This is a genomic window from Serratia proteamaculans, assembly GCF_008830365.1.
In the GTDB taxonomy this organism is placed as follows: Bacteria; Pseudomonadota; Gammaproteobacteria; order Enterobacterales; family Enterobacteriaceae; genus Serratia; species Serratia proteamaculans.
Map to the genome: position 1 here is coordinate 553157 of NZ_WBKI01000001.1, position 18252 is coordinate 571408.

At 56.9% G+C, this 18252-nt stretch carries 17 protein-coding genes; 6 read left to right on the top strand and 11 right to left on the bottom strand.

What is annotated here, in order from left to right; genetic code table 11:
* Positions 1 to 20: 20 nt before the first annotated feature.
* A complete protein-coding gene (locus F8R23_RS02700) occupies positions 21 to 320 on the bottom strand; it encodes a DUF1161 domain-containing protein (RefSeq protein ID WP_112347462.1) in 300 nt (99 codons plus the stop codon).
* Positions 321 to 409: 89 nt separating this feature from the next.
* Positions 410 to 778, bottom strand: coding sequence for a DUF1283 family protein (locus F8R23_RS02705; protein WP_012145016.1), 369 nt, complete (start codon positions 776 to 778; stop codon positions 410 to 412).
* Between the two features lie 147 nt (positions 779 to 925).
* Here F8R23_RS02705 and F8R23_RS02710 point away from each other — a divergent pair, with 147 nt between their 5' ends.
* Positions 926 to 1252: a YnfA family protein gene (locus tag F8R23_RS02710; protein WP_129934766.1), complete on the top strand. Its 327-nt coding sequence runs from the start codon at positions 926 to 928 to the stop codon at positions 1250 to 1252.
* Positions 1253 to 1287: 35 nt separating this feature from the next.
* On the opposite strand, the gene ydfG is transcribed toward F8R23_RS02710, so the two are convergent.
* From ydfG to F8R23_RS02750, 8 genes are all read right to left on the bottom strand, one after another.
* A complete protein-coding gene (gene ydfG / locus F8R23_RS02715) occupies positions 1288 to 2037 on the bottom strand; it encodes a bifunctional NADP-dependent 3-hydroxy acid dehydrogenase/3-hydroxypropionate dehydrogenase YdfG (RefSeq protein WP_112347461.1) in 750 nt (249 codons plus the stop codon).
* 185 nt (positions 2038 to 2222) lie between these two features.
* Positions 2223 to 2744 carry a GNAT family N-acetyltransferase gene (locus F8R23_RS02720; RefSeq protein ID WP_112347846.1) on the bottom strand — a complete coding sequence of 174 codons (522 nt, stop codon included), beginning with the start codon at positions 2742 to 2744 and terminating at the stop codon, positions 2223 to 2225.
* Positions 2745 to 2841: 97 nt separating this feature from the next.
* Entirely contained in the window at positions 2842 to 4284 is a 1443-nt protein-coding gene (locus tag F8R23_RS02725; RefSeq protein WP_151415211.1) for an MFS transporter, read from the bottom strand.
* 177 nt (positions 4285 to 4461) lie between these two features.
* Positions 4462 to 5541 (bottom strand): ABC transporter ATP-binding protein, encoded by a 1080-nt coding sequence (locus F8R23_RS02730; protein ID WP_151415212.1) that lies wholly within the window; start codon positions 5539 to 5541, stop codon positions 4462 to 4464.
* Positions 5541 to 6494: a carbohydrate kinase family protein gene (locus F8R23_RS02735; RefSeq protein WP_129934763.1), complete on the bottom strand. Its 954-nt coding sequence runs from the start codon at positions 6492 to 6494 to the stop codon at positions 5541 to 5543. The genes F8R23_RS02730 and F8R23_RS02735 overlap by 1 nt, the downstream gene beginning before the upstream one ends.
* A gap of 19 nt (positions 6495 to 6513) precedes the next feature.
* Positions 6514 to 7353, bottom strand: coding sequence for a carbohydrate ABC transporter permease (locus F8R23_RS02740; protein ID WP_129934762.1), 840 nt, complete (start codon positions 7351 to 7353; stop codon positions 6514 to 6516).
* A complete protein-coding gene (locus F8R23_RS02745; RefSeq protein ID WP_112347456.1) occupies positions 7343 to 8251 on the bottom strand; it encodes a carbohydrate ABC transporter permease in 909 nt (302 codons plus the stop codon). Before F8R23_RS02745 ends, F8R23_RS02740 begins: the two co-directional genes overlap by 11 nt.
* A gap of 9 nt (positions 8252 to 8260) precedes the next feature.
* A complete protein-coding gene (locus F8R23_RS02750; protein WP_151415213.1) occupies positions 8261 to 9511 on the bottom strand; it encodes an extracellular solute-binding protein in 1251 nt (416 codons plus the stop codon).
* Between the two features lie 100 nt (positions 9512 to 9611).
* Here F8R23_RS02750 and F8R23_RS02755 point away from each other — a divergent pair, with 100 nt between their 5' ends.
* On the top strand, positions 9612 to 10784 hold the full coding sequence (locus F8R23_RS02755) for an ROK family transcriptional regulator (RefSeq protein WP_129934759.1): 1173 nt from the start codon (positions 9612 to 9614) through the stop codon (positions 10782 to 10784).
* A gap of 162 nt (positions 10785 to 10946) precedes the next feature.
* Here F8R23_RS02755 and F8R23_RS24125 read toward each other — a convergent pair whose 3' ends face one another.
* Positions 10947 to 11105: a hypothetical protein gene (locus F8R23_RS24125; protein WP_170287972.1), complete on the bottom strand. Its 159-nt coding sequence runs from the start codon at positions 11103 to 11105 to the stop codon at positions 10947 to 10949.
* On the opposite strand from F8R23_RS24125, the gene guaD reads away from it, so the two are divergent.
* The 4 genes from guaD to xdhC are packed head-to-tail and all read left to right on the top strand — an operon-like array spanning position 11098 to position 17008.
* The gene (gene guaD / locus F8R23_RS02760; RefSeq protein ID WP_129934758.1) at positions 11098 to 12429 is read left to right on the top strand and encodes a guanine deaminase; all 1332 of its coding nucleotides are present in this window, start codon (positions 11098 to 11100) and stop codon (positions 12427 to 12429) included. The genes F8R23_RS24125 and guaD overlap by 8 nt on opposite strands.
* A complete protein-coding gene (gene xdhA / locus F8R23_RS02765; RefSeq protein WP_151415214.1) occupies positions 12426 to 13856 on the top strand; it encodes a xanthine dehydrogenase small subunit in 1431 nt (476 codons plus the stop codon). Before guaD ends, xdhA begins: the two co-directional genes overlap by 4 nt.
* A complete protein-coding gene (xdhB, locus tag F8R23_RS02770) occupies positions 13849 to 16251 on the top strand; it encodes a xanthine dehydrogenase molybdopterin binding subunit (RefSeq protein WP_151415215.1) in 2403 nt (800 codons plus the stop codon). The genes xdhA and xdhB overlap by 8 nt, the downstream gene beginning before the upstream one ends.
* A gap of 52 nt (positions 16252 to 16303) precedes the next feature.
* Complete coding sequence (gene xdhC, locus F8R23_RS02775; protein WP_390901292.1) at positions 16304 to 17008, top strand: xanthine dehydrogenase accessory protein XdhC; 705 nt, start codon at positions 16304 to 16306, stop codon at positions 17006 to 17008.
* Positions 17009 to 18252 lie beyond the last annotated feature (1244 nt).

The window sequence follows — 18252 nt, forward strand, 5'->3', positions numbered from 1 at the left end:
CAGAGCGCCCTGAACAACAATTATTGCGAGGTTTTCGTATCCTGGCTGGTGCCGGTCTGAGCCGCGTCACCGTTGTCATCGCCGTTGGCAAGGCGAGTATAAACAATCTTCTGCGTGTCGTTTTCGCAGTGGCCAACCACCAGCCCACCGGCCTGTTGGGCCTGATCGTTAGGCACGATATCCAGCTTGAAGCCAGATTCCGGCACGCCGTTTTTGACAATTTTTTGCGAAATGTCTGCCTGTACGCTTTCGCACGAGGCCAGGGCGGCCAGCGGCGCAGCGGCCATCAGCAGTGCACCCAAGATAAGCGCTTTTTTCATCAATTCGTCCTTATTTGAAAATGAGCATCCTTTGTCAGGATAGCAGCAACGGCGGCGCAGGGTAACGGCCACCGCGGGCTGCGACAAGATTAAGGATTAATCTGACGACCGGTCTGGCGATCCAGACATTTGCGGGTGTTTGGCTCCCAGTAAGCGTTAACGTTCAGGCTGTCGTCGCAACGTTCTTCGCTGTCAATGGCCTTGTCTACCTTGTCGAACTCTTTCTCTACGCGGGTATTAACCTTATTACGCAGGGATTTGGTATCGTTGAACTGCTGTTTGCTCTGGCGGGCCGCTTCGGTACTCATGGCGCCGCTGTTGCTGCCATCGACGGTCACGCAGGTGCTGCCCTGTGTGCAACTGGCAGCCAGTGCCGGAGCTTGCCAGGCCCCCATCAGCATCAGCATGGCGACCGGCAGCATCCCGCGCAGCAGTCGTTGAGTCGAAAGTGTTTTCATCGTTTCATCCTTATGAGTTAGTGTTGCCTGATAACGGCAACACTGGCTTTGACTTGCCCGCAGGCGTGTTGATAAATATACCATCACGGCCTTGGACTGCACCAGTCAAGCACTGCCTCGTTTAGTTTACAGAGAGAAAGTTTCCCCATGTTAAAGACCACCCTGCTATTTTTCGCCACCGCACTGGCCGAAATCATCGGCTGTTTCTTACCCTACCTGTGGCTGAAGAAAAGTGCCAGCACCTGGCTATTACTGCCTGCGGCGTTCAGCCTGATGCTGTTTGTCTGGCTGTTAACACTGCATCCGGCGGCCAGCGGGCGAGTTTATGCGGCCTATGGCGGGGTCTATGTGGCGACGGCGTTATTGTGGCTGCGAGTAGTGGACGGGGTTAAGTTATCGGCACTGGACTGGCTGGGGGCGGGTGTGGCGTTAACCGGCATGCTGATTATCGTTTCCGGCTGGCGCGCGGCCTGAAAAACGACGGCAGGGGCAACCCCTGCCGTACAGGATCAAGACTCGCGGTGGATGTTCAGCCCGGCAAAGGACTGGCTGACCGGCATGATTTCCAGCGAGTTAATGTTGACGTGGCCTGGCAGGGCCGCGACCCAGAACACTGATTCGGCGATATCTTCTGGCGTCAGTGCGTTAGCGCCGTCGTAGACCTTATCCACCTTGCCGTCGTCGCCCTTGAAGCGCACGTTAGAAAACTCAGTGCCGCCCACCAGACCTGGCTCAATGTCGGTAACCCGGATGCGAGTGCCGTGCAGATCGGCACGCAGGCCCAGGCTGAACTGCTTGACGAAGGCCTTGGTCGCGCCATAGACGTTACCGCCGGCATACGGCCAGTTAGCCGCGACCGAACCGATGTTGATCACATGGCCAATGTTGCGTTCGACCATGTCCGGCAGCAGGGCGCGGGTCATGTTCACCAGGCCTTTGGCGTTGGTGTCGATCATGGTTTCCCAGTCTTCGGCGTTGGCTTTGTGGGCAGGTTCCATGCCCAGTGCCAGCCCGGCGTTGTTCACCAGTACGTCAATGTGGCGCAGTGCCGCCGGCAGTTCATCAATCACCTGTTGAATGGCCGCGCGATTACGCACGTCGAGACGGACAATATGCAGTGCCTCGCCCAATTCGTCTTTCAATTCTTCCAGGCGTTCCATACGACGGCCGGAGGCAATCACCTGATGACCTTCGCGGATAAAGCGTCGTGTAATGGCCTCACCAAAACCGGATGTGGCGCCCGTAACAAAAATGATCATGTTGCTGTTCCTCAACTGTTTTTAACCTGAATGCTAATAGCATTAGCATAAACCTACTTCAAGTGGCAGTGGTTATCGGCATCCACGTTGAAAAACCGCCATCGCTGCTGCCAGACGGGCGGTTTTCGGTCAATTATTTAGGGGGGAAGCCAAGGCGGGCCAGACAGGCAGGCCCGCGAGAATGTTTATAGCTGCGGAGGGATGTGATACACCACGCAGTCGTATTTGGTGTTTTCGCGGCGGCCGGCTACTTTGCCGCCCAGAGATTCGGCGATACGTCGGCTTGGGGTGTTCTGTTCGGCTACCGGGTAGATAAAGTGCCGCGGATGGTAGCGTTCACTGGCCCACACCGCCATGGCGTGAACAATTTCACGGCCATAGCCTTTGCCGTGCAGGTTTTCTTTTACCCAGATGCCCAGTTCCGGCGTGGTGTTATACAAATCGTGCACGCCGCCCATGCCGACAAACTGTTTGGTATCGCGCAGCCGGGCGATGTAAATCATTTCCTCGCCTTCGCGGATCAGCGGCAGCCAGGTTTGCCAAACGTTAGCAAACGCCTCCGGCGACTCCTCGGGCTCAAAGTTCATATAGCGCGTCAAAGTAGGGGTGATCGCCTGGTAGACATCGTCGGCGTCTGCTGCGGTAAATGGGGCAATCAACAACCGGTCGGTGTTAACGCGGCACTGAGAAAGGTCACTGTGAATCATTATTATTACCTCGCTTTTCAGGCCAAAACGGCAAAAAACCCGCACCGGTGAAACGGGGCGGATCATCGATATTACGTTGATTGGCGGCAGATGCGACTTATTTCTGCAATCGTTGCGGTGATTGCGCTGTCGGGATGGTGGCGGGTTTCCTTTGGCGTACCTCGCTGCCGGCGTTGGCGTCCAGAGTAAAGCAGTCGATCACCGCCAGCAGGGCAATCACGCCGATGACCACAAACGCCCACTGGAAATCGACCAAGGGGATGCGTTCGCCCGATTGCGGCATCAGCATCTCCGCCAACCGCAGCGCCAGCGCACCAATGGCGATCCCCAGCCCGCTGCCCATTTGTTGCGACACATTGAACAGGGTATTGGCACCGTTCATCTGCGGCTGCGGCACCTCGGAAAAGGCCAGCGTATTGAGCGCCGTGAACTGCATGGAGCGCGTCAGCCCGCTGACGAACAGCAGCGCCAGAATTAGCCAGATCGGGGTCTGTGGCGTCAAGAGTGCACAGGCGAAAATGGTAATGGCGTTCAACAAGCCGTTCACAACCAGCGTGGTTCGAAAGCGAAAACGGTAAAGCACCGCCGAGGTAAACGGCTTCATCACCAGATTCCCGGCGAATACCGCCAGCACCAGCAGCCCGGCGTCAAAAGCGTTCAAACCAAACCCGATCTGGAACAGCAGCGGCAGCAGGAAGGGCACGGCACCAATGGCGATACGAAACAGCGTGCCACCCCAAATAGTGACAGCGTAACTTTTTATCCGCATCGCCCACAGGTTGATCAGCGGGTGTGCGGTACGTTTGGCATGCCGAACCGCTAGCGTGCCTAACGCCAGGCTGCCGGCAATGCACAGCGCCGGCACCAGCCAGGACAGCTGCGGATGATTGATTAAGTCCAGGCCGAACATCAGACCGAAGCAGGCGATGCCGGTCAGCACGAAGCCGAGGGCGTCAAAGGGCACGCCTTTCTGCGGTGCTTCCTGTGGGATCAGCCGCCAGGCCAGCCACAGTGCGGCGATACCCAAAGGCACATTGAGAATAAAAATCCAGTGCCACGAGGCATAGGTAGTAATAAAACCGCCGACCGGTGGGCCGAGGATCGGTGCCACCAGCCCCGGCCAGGTAATGGTGGCGATGGCTTTGATCAGATCCGGCTTGGCGGTGTTGCGCAGTACCACCAGGCGGCCGACCGGCACCATCAGTGCGCCACCGAAGCCTTGCAAAATACGGGCGGCGGTGAAGGTGGGCAGGTTAACGCTGGCGGCGCACAGCACCGATGCCAGGGTAAAAATCAGTACCGCCGCGGCGAAGATATTACGGGCGCCGAAGCGATTGGCGATCCAGCCGCTGGCGGGAATAAACACTGTCAGCGTCAGAATGTAGGCCGAGATGCCAATGTTCATGTCCACCGGCCGCACGCCGAAGGCCGCCGCCATCTGCGGCATGGCGGTAACAATCACCGTACCGTCGAGGTTTTCCATAAAGAAGGCGCCCGCCACCAGCAGCGGTAGCGCGCTTGCACGTGAAAGCAAGCTCATGACAGAGCGCACCGGGCGGAGCACAAACAGAATGCAGGCATGACAGAAACCCCGTTTCAAAAATGTTAACGCTGGCAGAGTTTTGGAGCATAGCGCATCACACAGAGGTTAAAAAGAGGTTATGGGAGTGATTATTAGCGGGCGCACTGATGGCGCCCGCTGGGGTGTTTACCGGCTTCAATTCTCACTCAGTCGTTGCCCCGTTGCGGCATCGAACAGGTGGATGGCCTCCGCGTTGGGCGCCAGCCACAGCGGCTGACCGCTCTCGGCATTAACCCGTCCGCTGAGTTGCACATGCAGGGGGTAACCGCCCCAGGTCAGGTGCAGCAGGCTGACATCGCCGGTGATCTCCATCAGACGTAAAGTGGCGGCCGGTTGTTCGCTGACGTCGACCAAATGGAAATCGTGCGGCCGCAGCCCGAGGATCACCGGGTTGCCGGGCGTCGCAAATCGCCATTTGGCTGGCAGAGGTAACCACAGTTCACCGCAGGTCACGCCGGGCCGATCGTCGCGCGGGGTGACGATACCCTCCAACAGATTCATTGGCGGTGAGCCGATAAAACGCGCCACAAAGGTGTTGGCGGGCGCATCGTAGATCTCCAGCGGCTTGCCCTGTTGCACGATATTGCCGTCTTTCATCACCACGATTTGGTCGGCCAGCGTCATCGCTTCAATCTGGTCGTGGGTGACGTACACCGTGGTGGTCTTGAACTGCTGATGCAGCGATTTGATCTCGGCGCGCAGCTCCATCCGCAATTGGGCGTCAAGGTTGGACAGCGGCTCATCGAATAAAAAGACTTTCGGGTTGCGCACCATAGCGCGGCCCATCGCCACCCGCTGGCGCTGGCCGCCGGACAGCTCTTTGGGATAGCGTTGTAAAAGATGGTCGATCGCCAGAATACGCGCGGCCTGCAGTACTTTGCTTTGCTGCTCGTTTTTGGCGACCTTCATCACCTGCATATGAAACGCCATGTTTTCCGCCACCGTCAGGTGCGGGTAGAGCGCGTAGCTCTGGAACACCATGGCAATATCGCGATCGGCCGGATCCAGATCGTTGATCTTTTGTTTATCCAGCAGGATCGCGCCTTCGGTCAGCGTATCCAGCCCGGCCAGCAGGCGTAACAGCGTGGACTTGCCGCAGCCGGACGGGCCGACCAGCACGGTAAAACTGCCGTCGGGGATAGTTAAATCCAGCGGGTTCAGCACCCGCAGTTTGCCGTAGTATTTGGCCACTTTTACCAGTTCGACACTAGCCATCAGACCATTTCTCCGGCGCAGGTTTTCAGGGTATTCCAGTCCAGATATTGGCGTGGCGAACTGCTGATGGCGTGGCTGGCGGCACGAATGCCCCAGCGAAGCGCCACCGCGGCCGAATGGCCGTGCAGGCAGGCCGTCAGAAAACCGGCGTTAAAACTGTCGCCCGCACCTATGGTATCGACCACCTTGATCGGATGTGCTGCCGCCTGCAACTGCCGTTCACCACACCACATGCGTGCGCCGTCCGGGCCGCATTTCACTACGCAGGCCGCATCGGCCGGCTGTTGCCGGTTTAGAGTGCGGGCGGCGGTATACAGATCCTGATGGCCCGCCATACCGCAGGTTTCCACTTCATTCAGCAGCAGCAGGTCGCAGAATGGCAGCCAGTCGGCGATCTGCCCGCGTAGCGCATCGCTCCAGCCCTGTGGCGGCCAGCCGGTATCGACCGCAATGCGGTAGCCGCGTTGACGCAGGGTTTGCAGCAACGCCGGATATTCTGCCAACAAGGTGGTGCACAGGAAGGTGCCGCACAGCAAAATGGTGTCGCCATTACCGGCGAACAGCGGGATCTGATGCAGTACGTCGTCCTGGCTCAGGCGGGTAATATGGCCTTGGTTGCTGAAAAAGGTGCGCTCGTTGTCGGGATGGGTCACGCCGAAGGTTAGCGAGGTTTCGCAACTGTAGGTCGGCCAGTACAGCGAGCTCTCCGGGAACAACTGCGCCAGCCAGGGGCTGAAGTAGTCATTGCCCTGATTGGCCACCAGCCGATAAGGGGTTTCCAGCGCCGCCAGCGCCAGCGCGCAGTTGCCGGCCGAGCCGCCGGGGCGCAGTTCGCTGTGATCCAGCATCGCCTCAGTGCCTTTTTGCGGCCACTGTTGCAGGGTGCTCATGATCACGTCGACGTTGATATTGCCCACCACGTACAGCGTGGGTCTGGTGTTGGTACTCATCATATTAATTTCCCTGAATAAATTAGCCCTTGCTGCCGCCGTTGGTTAAACCGCTAACCAGCGTTTTTTGCAGCCCGATGGCAATGAAAAGCGGCGGAATGGCAGCCAGGATGCCGACGGCGGCGATCAGCCCGTCATCGGTGGCGCGCCCGGCGGTGAAACCGGCGATGGTCACCGGCAGCGTCTGCGCCTGAATATTGCTGGTGAACAGCAGCGCGTAGAAAAATTCGTCCCAGGCCAGCAGCCAACCAAACAGCGCCGAGGCCCCCAGCGCCGGCTTGGCCAACGGCAGCGTAATACGTAACAGTACCTGCCACTGACGTAACCCATCCAGCCGCGCCGCCTGTTCAATATCGATCGGCAGGGCGTCGAACTGGTTTTTCAGCATCCAGGTGAGGAACGGCAGGATCAGCGAGCAGTAGACCAGCACCAGGCCGATATGGGTGTTCAGCAGCGCCAATTGCTGCAGGATAAAATACAGCGGCAGCACGAAGGCCACCGGTGGCACCATGTAAATCGCCAGGCTGGCAAACAGCCAGCCGTCGCGGCCGGGATAGCGCGAGAAGCTGAACGCCGACGGGATCGCCAACAACAACGAAATCAGCGTAGCGCCGCAGGCCACCAGCAGGCTGTTGAACAGCGCGTGCAGGAACAAGGCTCCCGGCTGGCCGGGCTGCAAAGACAGCAGGCTGGCGTAGCGCGAAAAATCCCAGTGGCGCGGCAACCATTCCAGCGGCACCCGGGTGAGATCGGCCGAGGAACTGACGCTCATCAGAAACAACCACAGCATCGGCGCGAGGATCGACATGGCCAGCAGCAGCGCAGCGCCATAGCGCAATATCAGGCGGATTTTACGCTTCATCGGCGGGGCTCCTTCTGCGCTGGCGGAACAGCATCAGCATGTACAGTGCGATCAACAGGCCGCACAGCAGGGTCATTAACACCGCATAGGCCGCGCCGCTGCCGGCCCGCAAATAGCTGAACGACTCCTGATAAACGAAGAAGCTGAGGGTCTTGGTACTGTCCATCGGCCCGCCGCGCGTCATCACGTAAATGATGTCGAATACCTTGAAAGCGTCAATGGTGCGCAGCACCAACGCCACCGCCAGCGGAGCCAGAATGGCGGGCAGGGTGATGGCACGGAAGCGTCGCCAGGCGGAAGCGCCGTCCAGTCGGGCGGCTTCATACAGGTCGTCCGGGATCGATTGCAACGCCGCCAGCGTCAGTAGGGTGATCAGCGGGTAGTTCTTCCAGATGTCCGCCAGCATGACTGCGTTAAGCGCCGAGGCCGGGTCTCCCAGCCAACTGCGGTAGTGGTCAATCACCCCGAGCTGGGTCAACAGCGCGTTGATGCTGCCGTAATCCGGGTTGAAATTCAGCCGCCACATCGTGGCGTTGACGATGGTGGGGAGCGCCCAGGGCAAAATCACCAGCACCCGCAGCACATTACGGCCGTGGAATTTCTGGTTAAGCAGCAGCGCCACCAGTACGCCGATCACCCCTTCGAACGCCACCGAAACCAGGGTGAAATACAGCGTGCGCCACAGCGCGGCCTGAAAATCCGGGTCGGTCAGGGCATAGATAAAGTTATCCGCGCCAACCCAGGCCGGCGTTATGTCGTTACCCACCAGTGCTGCGTCGGTAAAGCTCAGCCACAGGGTACGGCCCAGCGGCCAGGCGGTTAACAGCAGCATCATTAGCAGCATGGGTGCCAGCAGCACCCATGCCTGACGCCGCTCACGTTGAGGTAAAGTGAGCATGCTCATCGCTTAACGCAACCGTGCAGCGCTTTGGGTCGCGGCATCCAGCCCGGCCTGTGGCGTGATCTTGCCTTGCAGGATCTGCTGCAAGTCCTGCTGCAAACCGTTGGACAACCGGGAGTAATCGGCGGTTTCAGGGCGCGACAGCATCACGTTCAGTGACTGCTTGGCGGCGGCGATCAGCGGTTCCTGATCTTTCTGCACCGCCGGGTCGTCGTAGGACGACTTCCAGATCGGCAGGCTCAGCTTGGCGTATTTGTCCTGCACCGGCTGTGAGGTCATGTAGCTGATGTACTGCCAGGCCTGATCGGGGTGGGCGCTGGCCTTGGCGATACCCAGCCCCATGGAGCCGTTCACCGCAGAAACCTGGCCTGCTACCGATCCCGGAGCCGGGACGATACCGACGTCACCGGCCACTTTGCTTTGCTTCGGATCGTTGGCCATGTTGTACATGTAGGTCCAGTTGAGCGCGAAGGCCGCATCGCCGTTGGAGAACGCCTTACGCACGTCCTCTTCCAGATATTCGCGGGAGTTCGGGTTGGTCAGCCCCTTATCCAGCGAGGCTTTCATATAGTCGACGGCCTGCAGAGAACCCGGGCTGGAGAAGGTAATTTTACCCTGCTGGATAAACTGGCCTTTGAAGGCGGACACCAGCGTGGTGTAGTCGCAAACCAGCGCCTCGGCCTGTGACCAGCTCCACACCAGTGGATACTTGACCACGTTTTTCTGCTTGAGAATTTCAGCCTGCTGCGCCAGTTCCTGCCAGGTTTGCGGCGGGGCGGTTATCCCGGCCTTGGCCAGCATGGCTTTGTTGTAATACAGGTATTTGGTGTCGAGGATCCACGGCATGCCCCAGCGCTTGTCCTTGTAGGTGACGGTAGTCATGGCACCGGCAAAGATCTTGCCGCTGTCGTCGGCGCTGATGCGCGAGGTGACGTCTTGCAGCAGGCCGAATTTGGTGAATTCTGCCGGCCAGATGGCGTCGAACAGCACCACATCGTAGCCGTTGCTGCCTGCGCCGCGTGCCGCGACGATTTTATCGTGCAGCGCTTCGTAAGGGACAAACTCCAGGTTAACGGTGATATCCGGGTGCTGTTTGCTAAAATCCGCGGTCATGGCACGGATGTCGTTTTCGCTGTAGGCCGCCTGGGTCATAAACAACGCATTGATTTGCGTTGGGGCGGCATAGGCGGATGACAGGCTGAGCGCCAGGGCAGACAGGGTACAGGCTGCCGTAGCGGCGAGGGTATGGCTTTTCATTGTGCGTTCTCCGGTGTTAAAAAGATTCTTAAATCAATTTGATTGCTTTATTGGAGGGCACCATACTGCAAAGACGATTTCCCTTTCTGCATAGGCAGTTATGACGACTTCCGGCACTAACCTTGAACATGCTCGTGCACACAACCGGCGCGTAGTGATAGAGGCTATCCGTCTGCACGGTGAACTGACCCGTGCCGAAATTGCCCGGCTGACCTCACTGACGCCACAAACCGTTTCAAACATCGCAACAGAACTGGAACAGGCCGGCATTCTTTCCTCGCACCTGCCGCGTCGTGCCGGCGGGCGAGGTCAACCGGCCACGCCGTTGACCCTGAATCCTGACAGTGCGTATTCCATCGGCATCCATCTGGATCATCAATCACTACTGCTTATCGTGGTTGATTTGTCAGGCAGCGTTCGTTTCCACCGGCTGATTATGGTGCAAAAGCCGCAACCTGCTGCCACCTTGAAACTGATTTGTGATGTACTGCAAGAAATGCGCCAGCAGCCGGATCTGAGCTGGAGAAAAATGCTGGGCATTGGCGTGGTGATGCCGGGGCCGTTCGGCGTGGAGGGAATTTCATCCGTGGGGCCGACCACCCTCAACGGCTGGGAAAATATCGATGTAGTAGCCGAACTTAACGCGCAGAGTGGCCTGCCGGTGACGTTGGAGAACGATGCCACCGTCGCGGCTATCGGCGAACGTCTGCACGGTGTCGCCAGGCAGCTTAATTCATTTATTTATTTGTACATTGGCACCGGTCTGGGGGCGGGGATTTTCACCGACGGCCGAATTTATACCGGCCATGCGCACAATGCTGGTGAAGTCGGCCACATGATTGTGCAACCGGGCGGGCGGGCCTGCTACTGCGGCAACCAAGGCTGCCTGGAACGTTATGTCTCACTGCAGGCGGCCTACGAAAGCTGCGGGCTGGATCCGATGCGCGCCATGCCGCAGGACTTGCTGGCGTTACCGCAGCCGAAGATTGACGCCTGGCTGGATTCAGCGGTGCCGGCGTTACGTCAGGCCATCAACATTATCGAATGCATGTTTGATGCTGAAGCGGTGATTATTGGTGGGCTGATGCCCGAAAGCCTGGTGGAACAGCTGATCAAACGATTAGCGCCACTGCACCGCTCGGTGCGCAGCAAATACCTCGACGGCCTGCGGGTGCGACTGGGTACTACCGGTGCGGATACCGCCGCATTAGGTGCGGCAGCGTTACCACTGTTTGATGAGTTCAACCCGCGTTATGAAGTGTTATTGAAGTAATAACTTTCATCCCACGATTTCTATTGTTGCCCGTTATTGGTGCAGGCTCATAATTAGCCCAACACAAGCAAACGGTTGCTATTTAAGGGCAACCGTTTGCTTATTTGCCGCTTATTTTTATTGATTCAGATTATTGTGCGAGTGATTTTTATCTGATTGTTTTTAAAAGAAAACATGCATTAAAAAACCAACTGGCACGCCGCTTGCTATCCTTAAATCAACACCTGCGATCGATAAAAAGACCGCCATAGTTCCCCCGGCTGAATTCACTCCGCCGGGTGCTGTGCGCTGGTCGGTAGAGAAGGAAAGCAAAATGAGCATGTCATTCACCACGGCGGTCCGTGGCAATTTTTTTGATATTGCTGCCTGCGTGGATCAGCCGCAGCAGTTAGAGCAACATCTGCGACATATTCCGGACGGATTACTGCTGCTCGATGAAGGCACCATTGTCTGGTTTGGCCCCTGGCAGCAGGGTGAGGCGTTGTTACCACCGGGGTTTGAGGTCACTCATTATCAGGACAAACTGATCGTGCCGGGTTTTATCGACAGCCATATTCATTATCCGCAAACCGAAATGATCGGCGCCTATGGCGATCGGCTGCTGGCGTGGCTGAAGCATTACACCTTTCCGACAGAAAGCCAGTTCTGCTGCGAGCAGCACTCCGACAAGATGTCGGCTTTCTTTCTGCAACAGCTGTTAAGCAACGGCACCACCACGGCGCTGGTGTTTGGCACCGTACACCCGCAGTCGGTTGAAGCGCTGTTCAGTCAGGCCGCGGCGCTGAATATGCGCCTGATCGCCGGTAAGGTGATGATGGACCGCCATGCGCCGGACGAACTGCTGGAAACCCCGGAGCAGAGCTACCGCCAGACACGTGAGCTGATCGAACGCTGGCACGGAAAGCAACGGCTGAGCTATGCCATTACGCCGCGTTTTGCGCCGACCAGCACCCCGGCGTTGTTGGCTCAGGTACAGCGGCTGCGTGAAGAGTTTCCGGATGCCTATTTGCACACCCACCTGAGCGAAAACCAGGAAGAAATCGCCTGGGTGAAGGAACTGTTCCCGGACAGTCGCAGCTACCTGGATGTTTATCATCAGTATGGGCTGACCGGTGAGAGAAGCGTGTTCGCTCACTGCCTGCATCTGGAAGAGCAAGAGTGGGACTGCCTGTGCCAGACCCGCTCGGCGATCGCTTTTTGCCCGACTTCCAACCTGTTCCTCGGTAGCGGGTTGTTCAACCTGCAAAAAGCCTGGCAGAAGCAGGTCCGGCTGGGCATCGGTACCGACGTGGGCGCCGGTACCACCTTCAATATGCTGCAAACGTTGGGTGAGGCTTACAAGGTCGGTCAGTTGCAACGCTATCAGCTCTCGGCCTGTGAGGCCTTCTACCACGCAACGTTGGGTGGGGCGCGGGCGCTGTCGCTGGATGACAAAATTGGCAACTTTGGGGTCGGCAAAGAGGCGGACTTCGTGGTGCTGGATCCGGCGGTGTCGCCGCTGCAAAAGCTGCGCCATGAAAACAGCCATGCACTGACTGAGCAACTGTTTGTGTTGATGACGCTGGGCGACGACCGCAACGTTTACCGAACCTACGTCGACGGCAAAGTGGTGTATCGACCGACTACCCAGCAGGAGGCCGCATGATCCAGTTTCTGCTTAATCAAACGCTGAAAAATGAGCGAGCAATCGATCCCAATACCACGGTGCTGAACTACCTGCGCCGCGATCTCGGCCGCTGCGGCACCAAAGAAGGCTGCGCGTCCGGTGACTGTGGTGCCTGCACCGTAGTGCTGGCGGAGCCGGACGGTGAACAATTGCGCTACCGCAGCGTTAACGCCTGCCTGACGTTTGTCAGTGCGCTGCATGGCAAGCAGTTGATCACCGTAGAGGATCTGAAACAGCAGGGGGAATTGCACAGCGTGCAGCAAGCGATGGTCGACTGCCACGGCTCACAGTGCGGTTTTTGCACACCAGGATTCGTGATGTCGATGTTCTGTCTGCAAAAGAATGGCGCGGCCTATCAGCGTGAACAGGCGCAGCAAGCACTGGCCGGTAATCTGTGCCGCTGTACGGGCTATCGGCCTATTTTGGCGGCGGCGCAGCAGGCGTGCGATAACAAAACGCCAGACAGCTTCGATCACCACCAACAGCAAACCCTGCAACGCCTGCAGGCTATTCCTGCGGCCACGCCGTTAGCGGCGGCAGGTAAGCGCTGTTTGCAGCCGCAAACCCTGGAGGAGCTGGCGACGCTGTATCAACAGTATCCGCAGGCCAAACTGTTAGCAGGGGGCACCGATCTGGCGCTGGAAGTCACCCAGCGTCATCAGGATTTACCCTTGATGATCGCCATTGGCCAGATAGCGGCGTTAAAGCAGGTGAGTCGACAGGACGACCGTCTGATCCTGGGGGCCGGTGCTGCGTTGAGCGACCTTTACCCGCTATTGGCCGATTACCACCCGGCCTTTGGCGAACTGTTGGCGCGTTTTGCTTCGCAGCAAATCCGCAATCAGGGCACGCTGGGGGGCAATATCGCCAACGCCTCACCGATTGGTGACGGTGCGCCGCTGCTGCTGGCGTTGGATGCACGGCTGATCTTGCACCGTGGCGCTACGCAGCGTGAGCTGCCGCTGAATGACTTTTTCATCGACTATCGGCAGACCGCGTTGCAGCCGGGGGAATTTATTGAAAGCATCGTGCTGCCGGCCACCGCGCCTACAGATTTCCGCGCCTGGAAAGTGTCCAAGCGGCTGGAGGATGATATTTCTGCAGTATGTGGGGCCTTCAACCTGACCCTTGAACAGGGGATTATTCGAGATGCCCGGCTGGCGTTTGGCGGCATGGCCGCGACGCCGAAACGCGCCAGGCTGTGCGAACAGCAATTGGTGGGGCAGCCGTGGCGGCGGGCGACGATTGAACGTGCGGTTCAGGCGCTGGCGCAAGACTTTACGCCGCTGAGCGATTTTCGTGCCAGTAGCGCTTATCGCCTGCTGGTGGCGCAAAATCTGCTGCGCCGCTATTTCATTGCGCTGACCGCGCCGCAACTGGCGATTGAGGTGACGGCTCATGAGTAATAGCAAACGCACCGAATATACCCAGCAGCAGTTAGCCGAACGCTTCCGACAATCGCTAACCAGCGGTGTTGGCCGTAGCCGTAAACACGAAAGCGCCGACAAGCACGTCAGCGGTGAAGCGCAATACATTGACGACCGGCTGGAGTTTCCCAATCAGTTGCATCTGGCGGCCAGGCTGAGCGATCGGGCGCATGCCCGCATCGAAAAGCTGGATCTGTCGGCCTGTTACGATTTTCCCGGCGTGGTGCGAGTGATCACCTGGCAGGACGTCCCGGGCGAGCTGGATATTGCGCCGTTAACTCATGGCGACCCGCTACTGGCGAAGGATGAGGTGGAATACGCCGGGCAGGTGATTGCGGTGGTGGCGGCGGTGGATCCGGAAATCGCCTGGCGTGCCGCGCAGGCCATTAAAGTGAGTTATCAGGATCTGCCGGCACAGTTGGACGTCACTCAATCGCTGCGGGAAGGTTTCCTGGTGCAGGAGGCGCATCATCATCAACGTGGTGACGCCGAGGGGGCACTGACGCGGGCTTTGCATCGCATTCAGGGGGAGCTACACGTCGGTGGCCAGGAGCATTTTTATCTGGAAACCCAGATTGCCTCGGTAATGCCGGCCGAAGACGGCGGTATGCTGGTGTACTCATCGACCCAAAACCCCACTGAAATTCAGAAGCTGGTGGCCTCGGTGCTCAATCTGCCGATGCACAAGGTCACCATCGACACACGGCGTATGGGTGGGGGCTTTGGCGGCAAAGAAACTCAGGCTGCCGGCCCGGCTTGTCTGTGTGCCGTGGTGGCACATCTGACTGGACGCCCGGTAAAAATGCGCCTTAACCGCCACGACGACATGCTGATCACCGGTAAGCGCCACCCGTTTTATATTCAGTATGATGTCGGTTTTGACGGCGGCGGGCTGCTGAACGGGGTGAAAATTAGCCTTGCGGGTAACTGCGGTTACTCGCTCGATCTTTCAGGTTCGATTGTCGATCGCGCCATGTTCCACGCCGATAATGCCTATTTCCTGCAAGATGTCTTGATAACCGGCCACCGCTGTAAAACCCATATCGCCTCTAACACCGCGTATCGTGGCTTTGGCGGACCTCAGGGCATGATGGCGATTGAGCAGATCATGGACCATATCGCGCGCTATTTGGCACTCGATCCGCTGGCGGTGCGCAAAACCAATTATTACGGCAAAGATCAGCGTAACGTCACCCATTACCATCAGCCGGTGGAACAGAACCTGCTGCAGGAAATCACCGCCGAACTGGAGCACAGTGCGGATTATCAGGCGCGGCGTCAGGCCATTGTGCAGTTCAACGCGCAAAACCCGATCCTGAAGAAAGGGCTGGCGCTGACGCCGGTCAAGTTCGGCATTTCCTTTACCGCCGGTTTCCTCAACCAGGCGGGAGCGCTGGTACTGATTTACACCGACGGCAGTATTCAGCTCAACCACGGCGGCACCGAGATGGGCCAGGGGTTGAACACCAAGGTAGCGCAGATTGTTGCTGAAGTGTTTCAGGTGGAAATAGAGCGCATCCAGATCACCGCCACCGATACCGGCAAGGTGCCGAACACCTCGCCGACGGCGGCGTCGTCCGGCACTGACCTGAACGGCAAGGCGGCGGAAAATGCCGCTCTGATCATCAAGCAACGGCTGATCGACATGCTGGTTAAGCAGCATCAGGTGAGCGCCGGGCAGATCGTTTTCAGTAATGCTCAGGTCAGGGTCGGTGAGCGTTACTTCAGCTTTGAACAGGTGGTTGAGCAGGCCTATTTCAATCAAATTTCCCTCGCCAGCACCGGTTACTACCGCACGCCGAAGATCTTTTATGATCGCGACAAGGCCAGCGGCCACCCGTTCTATTACTTCGCTTACGGCGCGGCCTGTGCTGAGGTGTTGATCGACACCCTGACCGGCGAATACAAACTGCTACGCGCCGACATTCTGCATGACGTGGGCGACTCACTGAACCCGGCCATTGACATCGGTCAGGTGGAAGGCGGTTTTGTGCAGGGCATGGGCTGGCTGACCAGCGAAGAGCTGGTGTGGGATCAACAGGGCAAGTTGCTGACTCATGGCCCGGCCAGCTACAAAATCCCGGCGATTGGCGACGTCCCGGCGGATCTGCGCGTCACGCTGCTGGAGAACCGCAAAAACCCCGAGGAGACGGTATTTCATTCCAAAGCGGTGGGTGAGCCGCCGTTTATGTTGGGCATCTCGGTCTGGTGTGCGATCAAGGATGCGGTGGCCAGTCTGGCAAATTACCGTCTGCAACCCAATATTGATGCCCCGGCGACACCGGAACGGGTGCTGTGGGGCGTGCAGCAGATGTTAGCCAGTGACATTGTCACTGAATTGACTGGGGAGAACGGCGATGGACGAGTGGATTGAGGTTCTGGCCGACTTGCGACGGCGCGGAGAGCCCTGCGTACTGGTAACGCTGGTGGATGAGCTGGGTTCCACGCCGCGCAATCGTGGCACCAAAATGCTGGTGACCGCCGAACGGGCGGTGAATACCATTGGCGGTGGGCATCTGGAGTTTCAGGCGCTGTCGATTGCCCGCGAGATGCTGGAACAAGCGGCGACGACATTACGGCTGGAGCGTTTCCCGTTGGCGGCACGACTGGGGCAGTGCTGTGGCGGTACCACCAACGTGCTGTTCGAACCCTTGATCCCGCCGCGCCCGCAAATTGCCCTGTTTGGCGCCGGGCATGTGGGGCGGGCGCTGGTGCATATCCTCGCCACGTTGCCATGCCGGATACGCTGGGTTGATGGCCGCGCGGCGGAGTTCCCGGCGGTTATCCCGGCCGGGGTGCAACAAGACGTCTGCGAAGAACCGCTGGAGATCGTCGACGCCATGCCGCCGGGCAGCTATTTCATCGTCATGACCCACGACCACGCGTTGGATCTGGCGCTGGCGGAACGTATTCTACGCCGTGGCGATGCCGGATATTTTGGTCTGATCGGCTCGCTGACCAAGCGTAAACGCTTCGACTATAAGCTCGGCCAGCGTGGCATCAGCGAAGCGGCGATTGCCGGCATGCGTTGCCCGCTGGGCCTGTCGGACGTTAAAGGCAAACTGCCGGCCGAAATCGCGGTGGCCGTTGCCGGGGAGATCATTGCCTGCTATGGGAACTGTAGTCACTAATACATAATTCCTTGCTGGGAGCTGCAGTATGGGGGCCGCTGTTAACGATAATTTCAAGGTTTACATACAAGGAAAAGTAAAATGTGAGCATTAACTGAATTGGAGATATTATTAATTTCTGGCGGAGGTGTCGATCAGGATGCCGTTGTTGCCAGTGGGACGATTGTCGGCAGATTAGTGGGGAATGCAAGAAAAGTACCTAATGGCGGGCTTTATGGGTCAGTTGCTGGTGGTTATATTTCTGGTAAAGGTTACGATATGGTAGCTAATTCACCTACAATCACTATACCACATGTAAATGTGAATCCAGCCACACATGGAACACCATGCTATATTTCTCGCCTTGGAATGAATAGCTCTATTTACGGAAGCTAAATAATAAACAAATGGTGTCATATTGATACCATTTATAAATATAGGTTGAGACGATAAATAGGATAGGGCTATGGAAAATTTTAAGAAAGCTGCATGCGTATTCTTTAGTATTTTGTTAGTTGCACCTCATGAAATACCTGTTGATCCAACCGAGCCTGGAGCGCGATCACCACTTACGTAATTTCCGACCGCACCACCGGCGATGGCACCGGAAATAGCTAAACAATCATTTGGGTAAGGTTACGCATAACTACTCATTAATATTTAAGTTTTCAATTAACCAGCACTATCACACTTTGTGTTTTTGCTAATATAGACTAATAGCCTACGTGAGCTGATGATGGCAAAGGCGATAAGTACATACTTTAAAAGTCGATTGATTTCAAAATAATCTGCCACGATGCCAACAACGAACCCGCTAAGAATAACGATAAATAGGTAAAATACTTCCCTAATATTATTCATGCATTACTGTCTCCTTATGTTTGTTTTTTATTTCTATTTTTCTGGTGCTATCAGAAAAATGCCGCGAGTAGCATATAACAAATATATTGTCTAATTATTGAGCCAGGAGCTCATCTCATTTTTAGAAAAAAATAAAAATGTATACAAACATGTAGTAATGGCAGAACAAGAAAATTTAAGCGTCTGGCATTTTCATCTGAATCTCGAATGATAGGGAATAGTTCAATGTCATGTGCATTATTTCACATGCCAAACATGTAGAATCATAAGGTGAACAAGGTTAATTTGATTAGGGTGCTCTTTATTTTGATTGTATAAATATACATATTGATATACAGCAAGGCGTCCAGGTAACCCACTAAAAAGCATTGCATTTATTTATATTGCTCTATATCATAATGAGA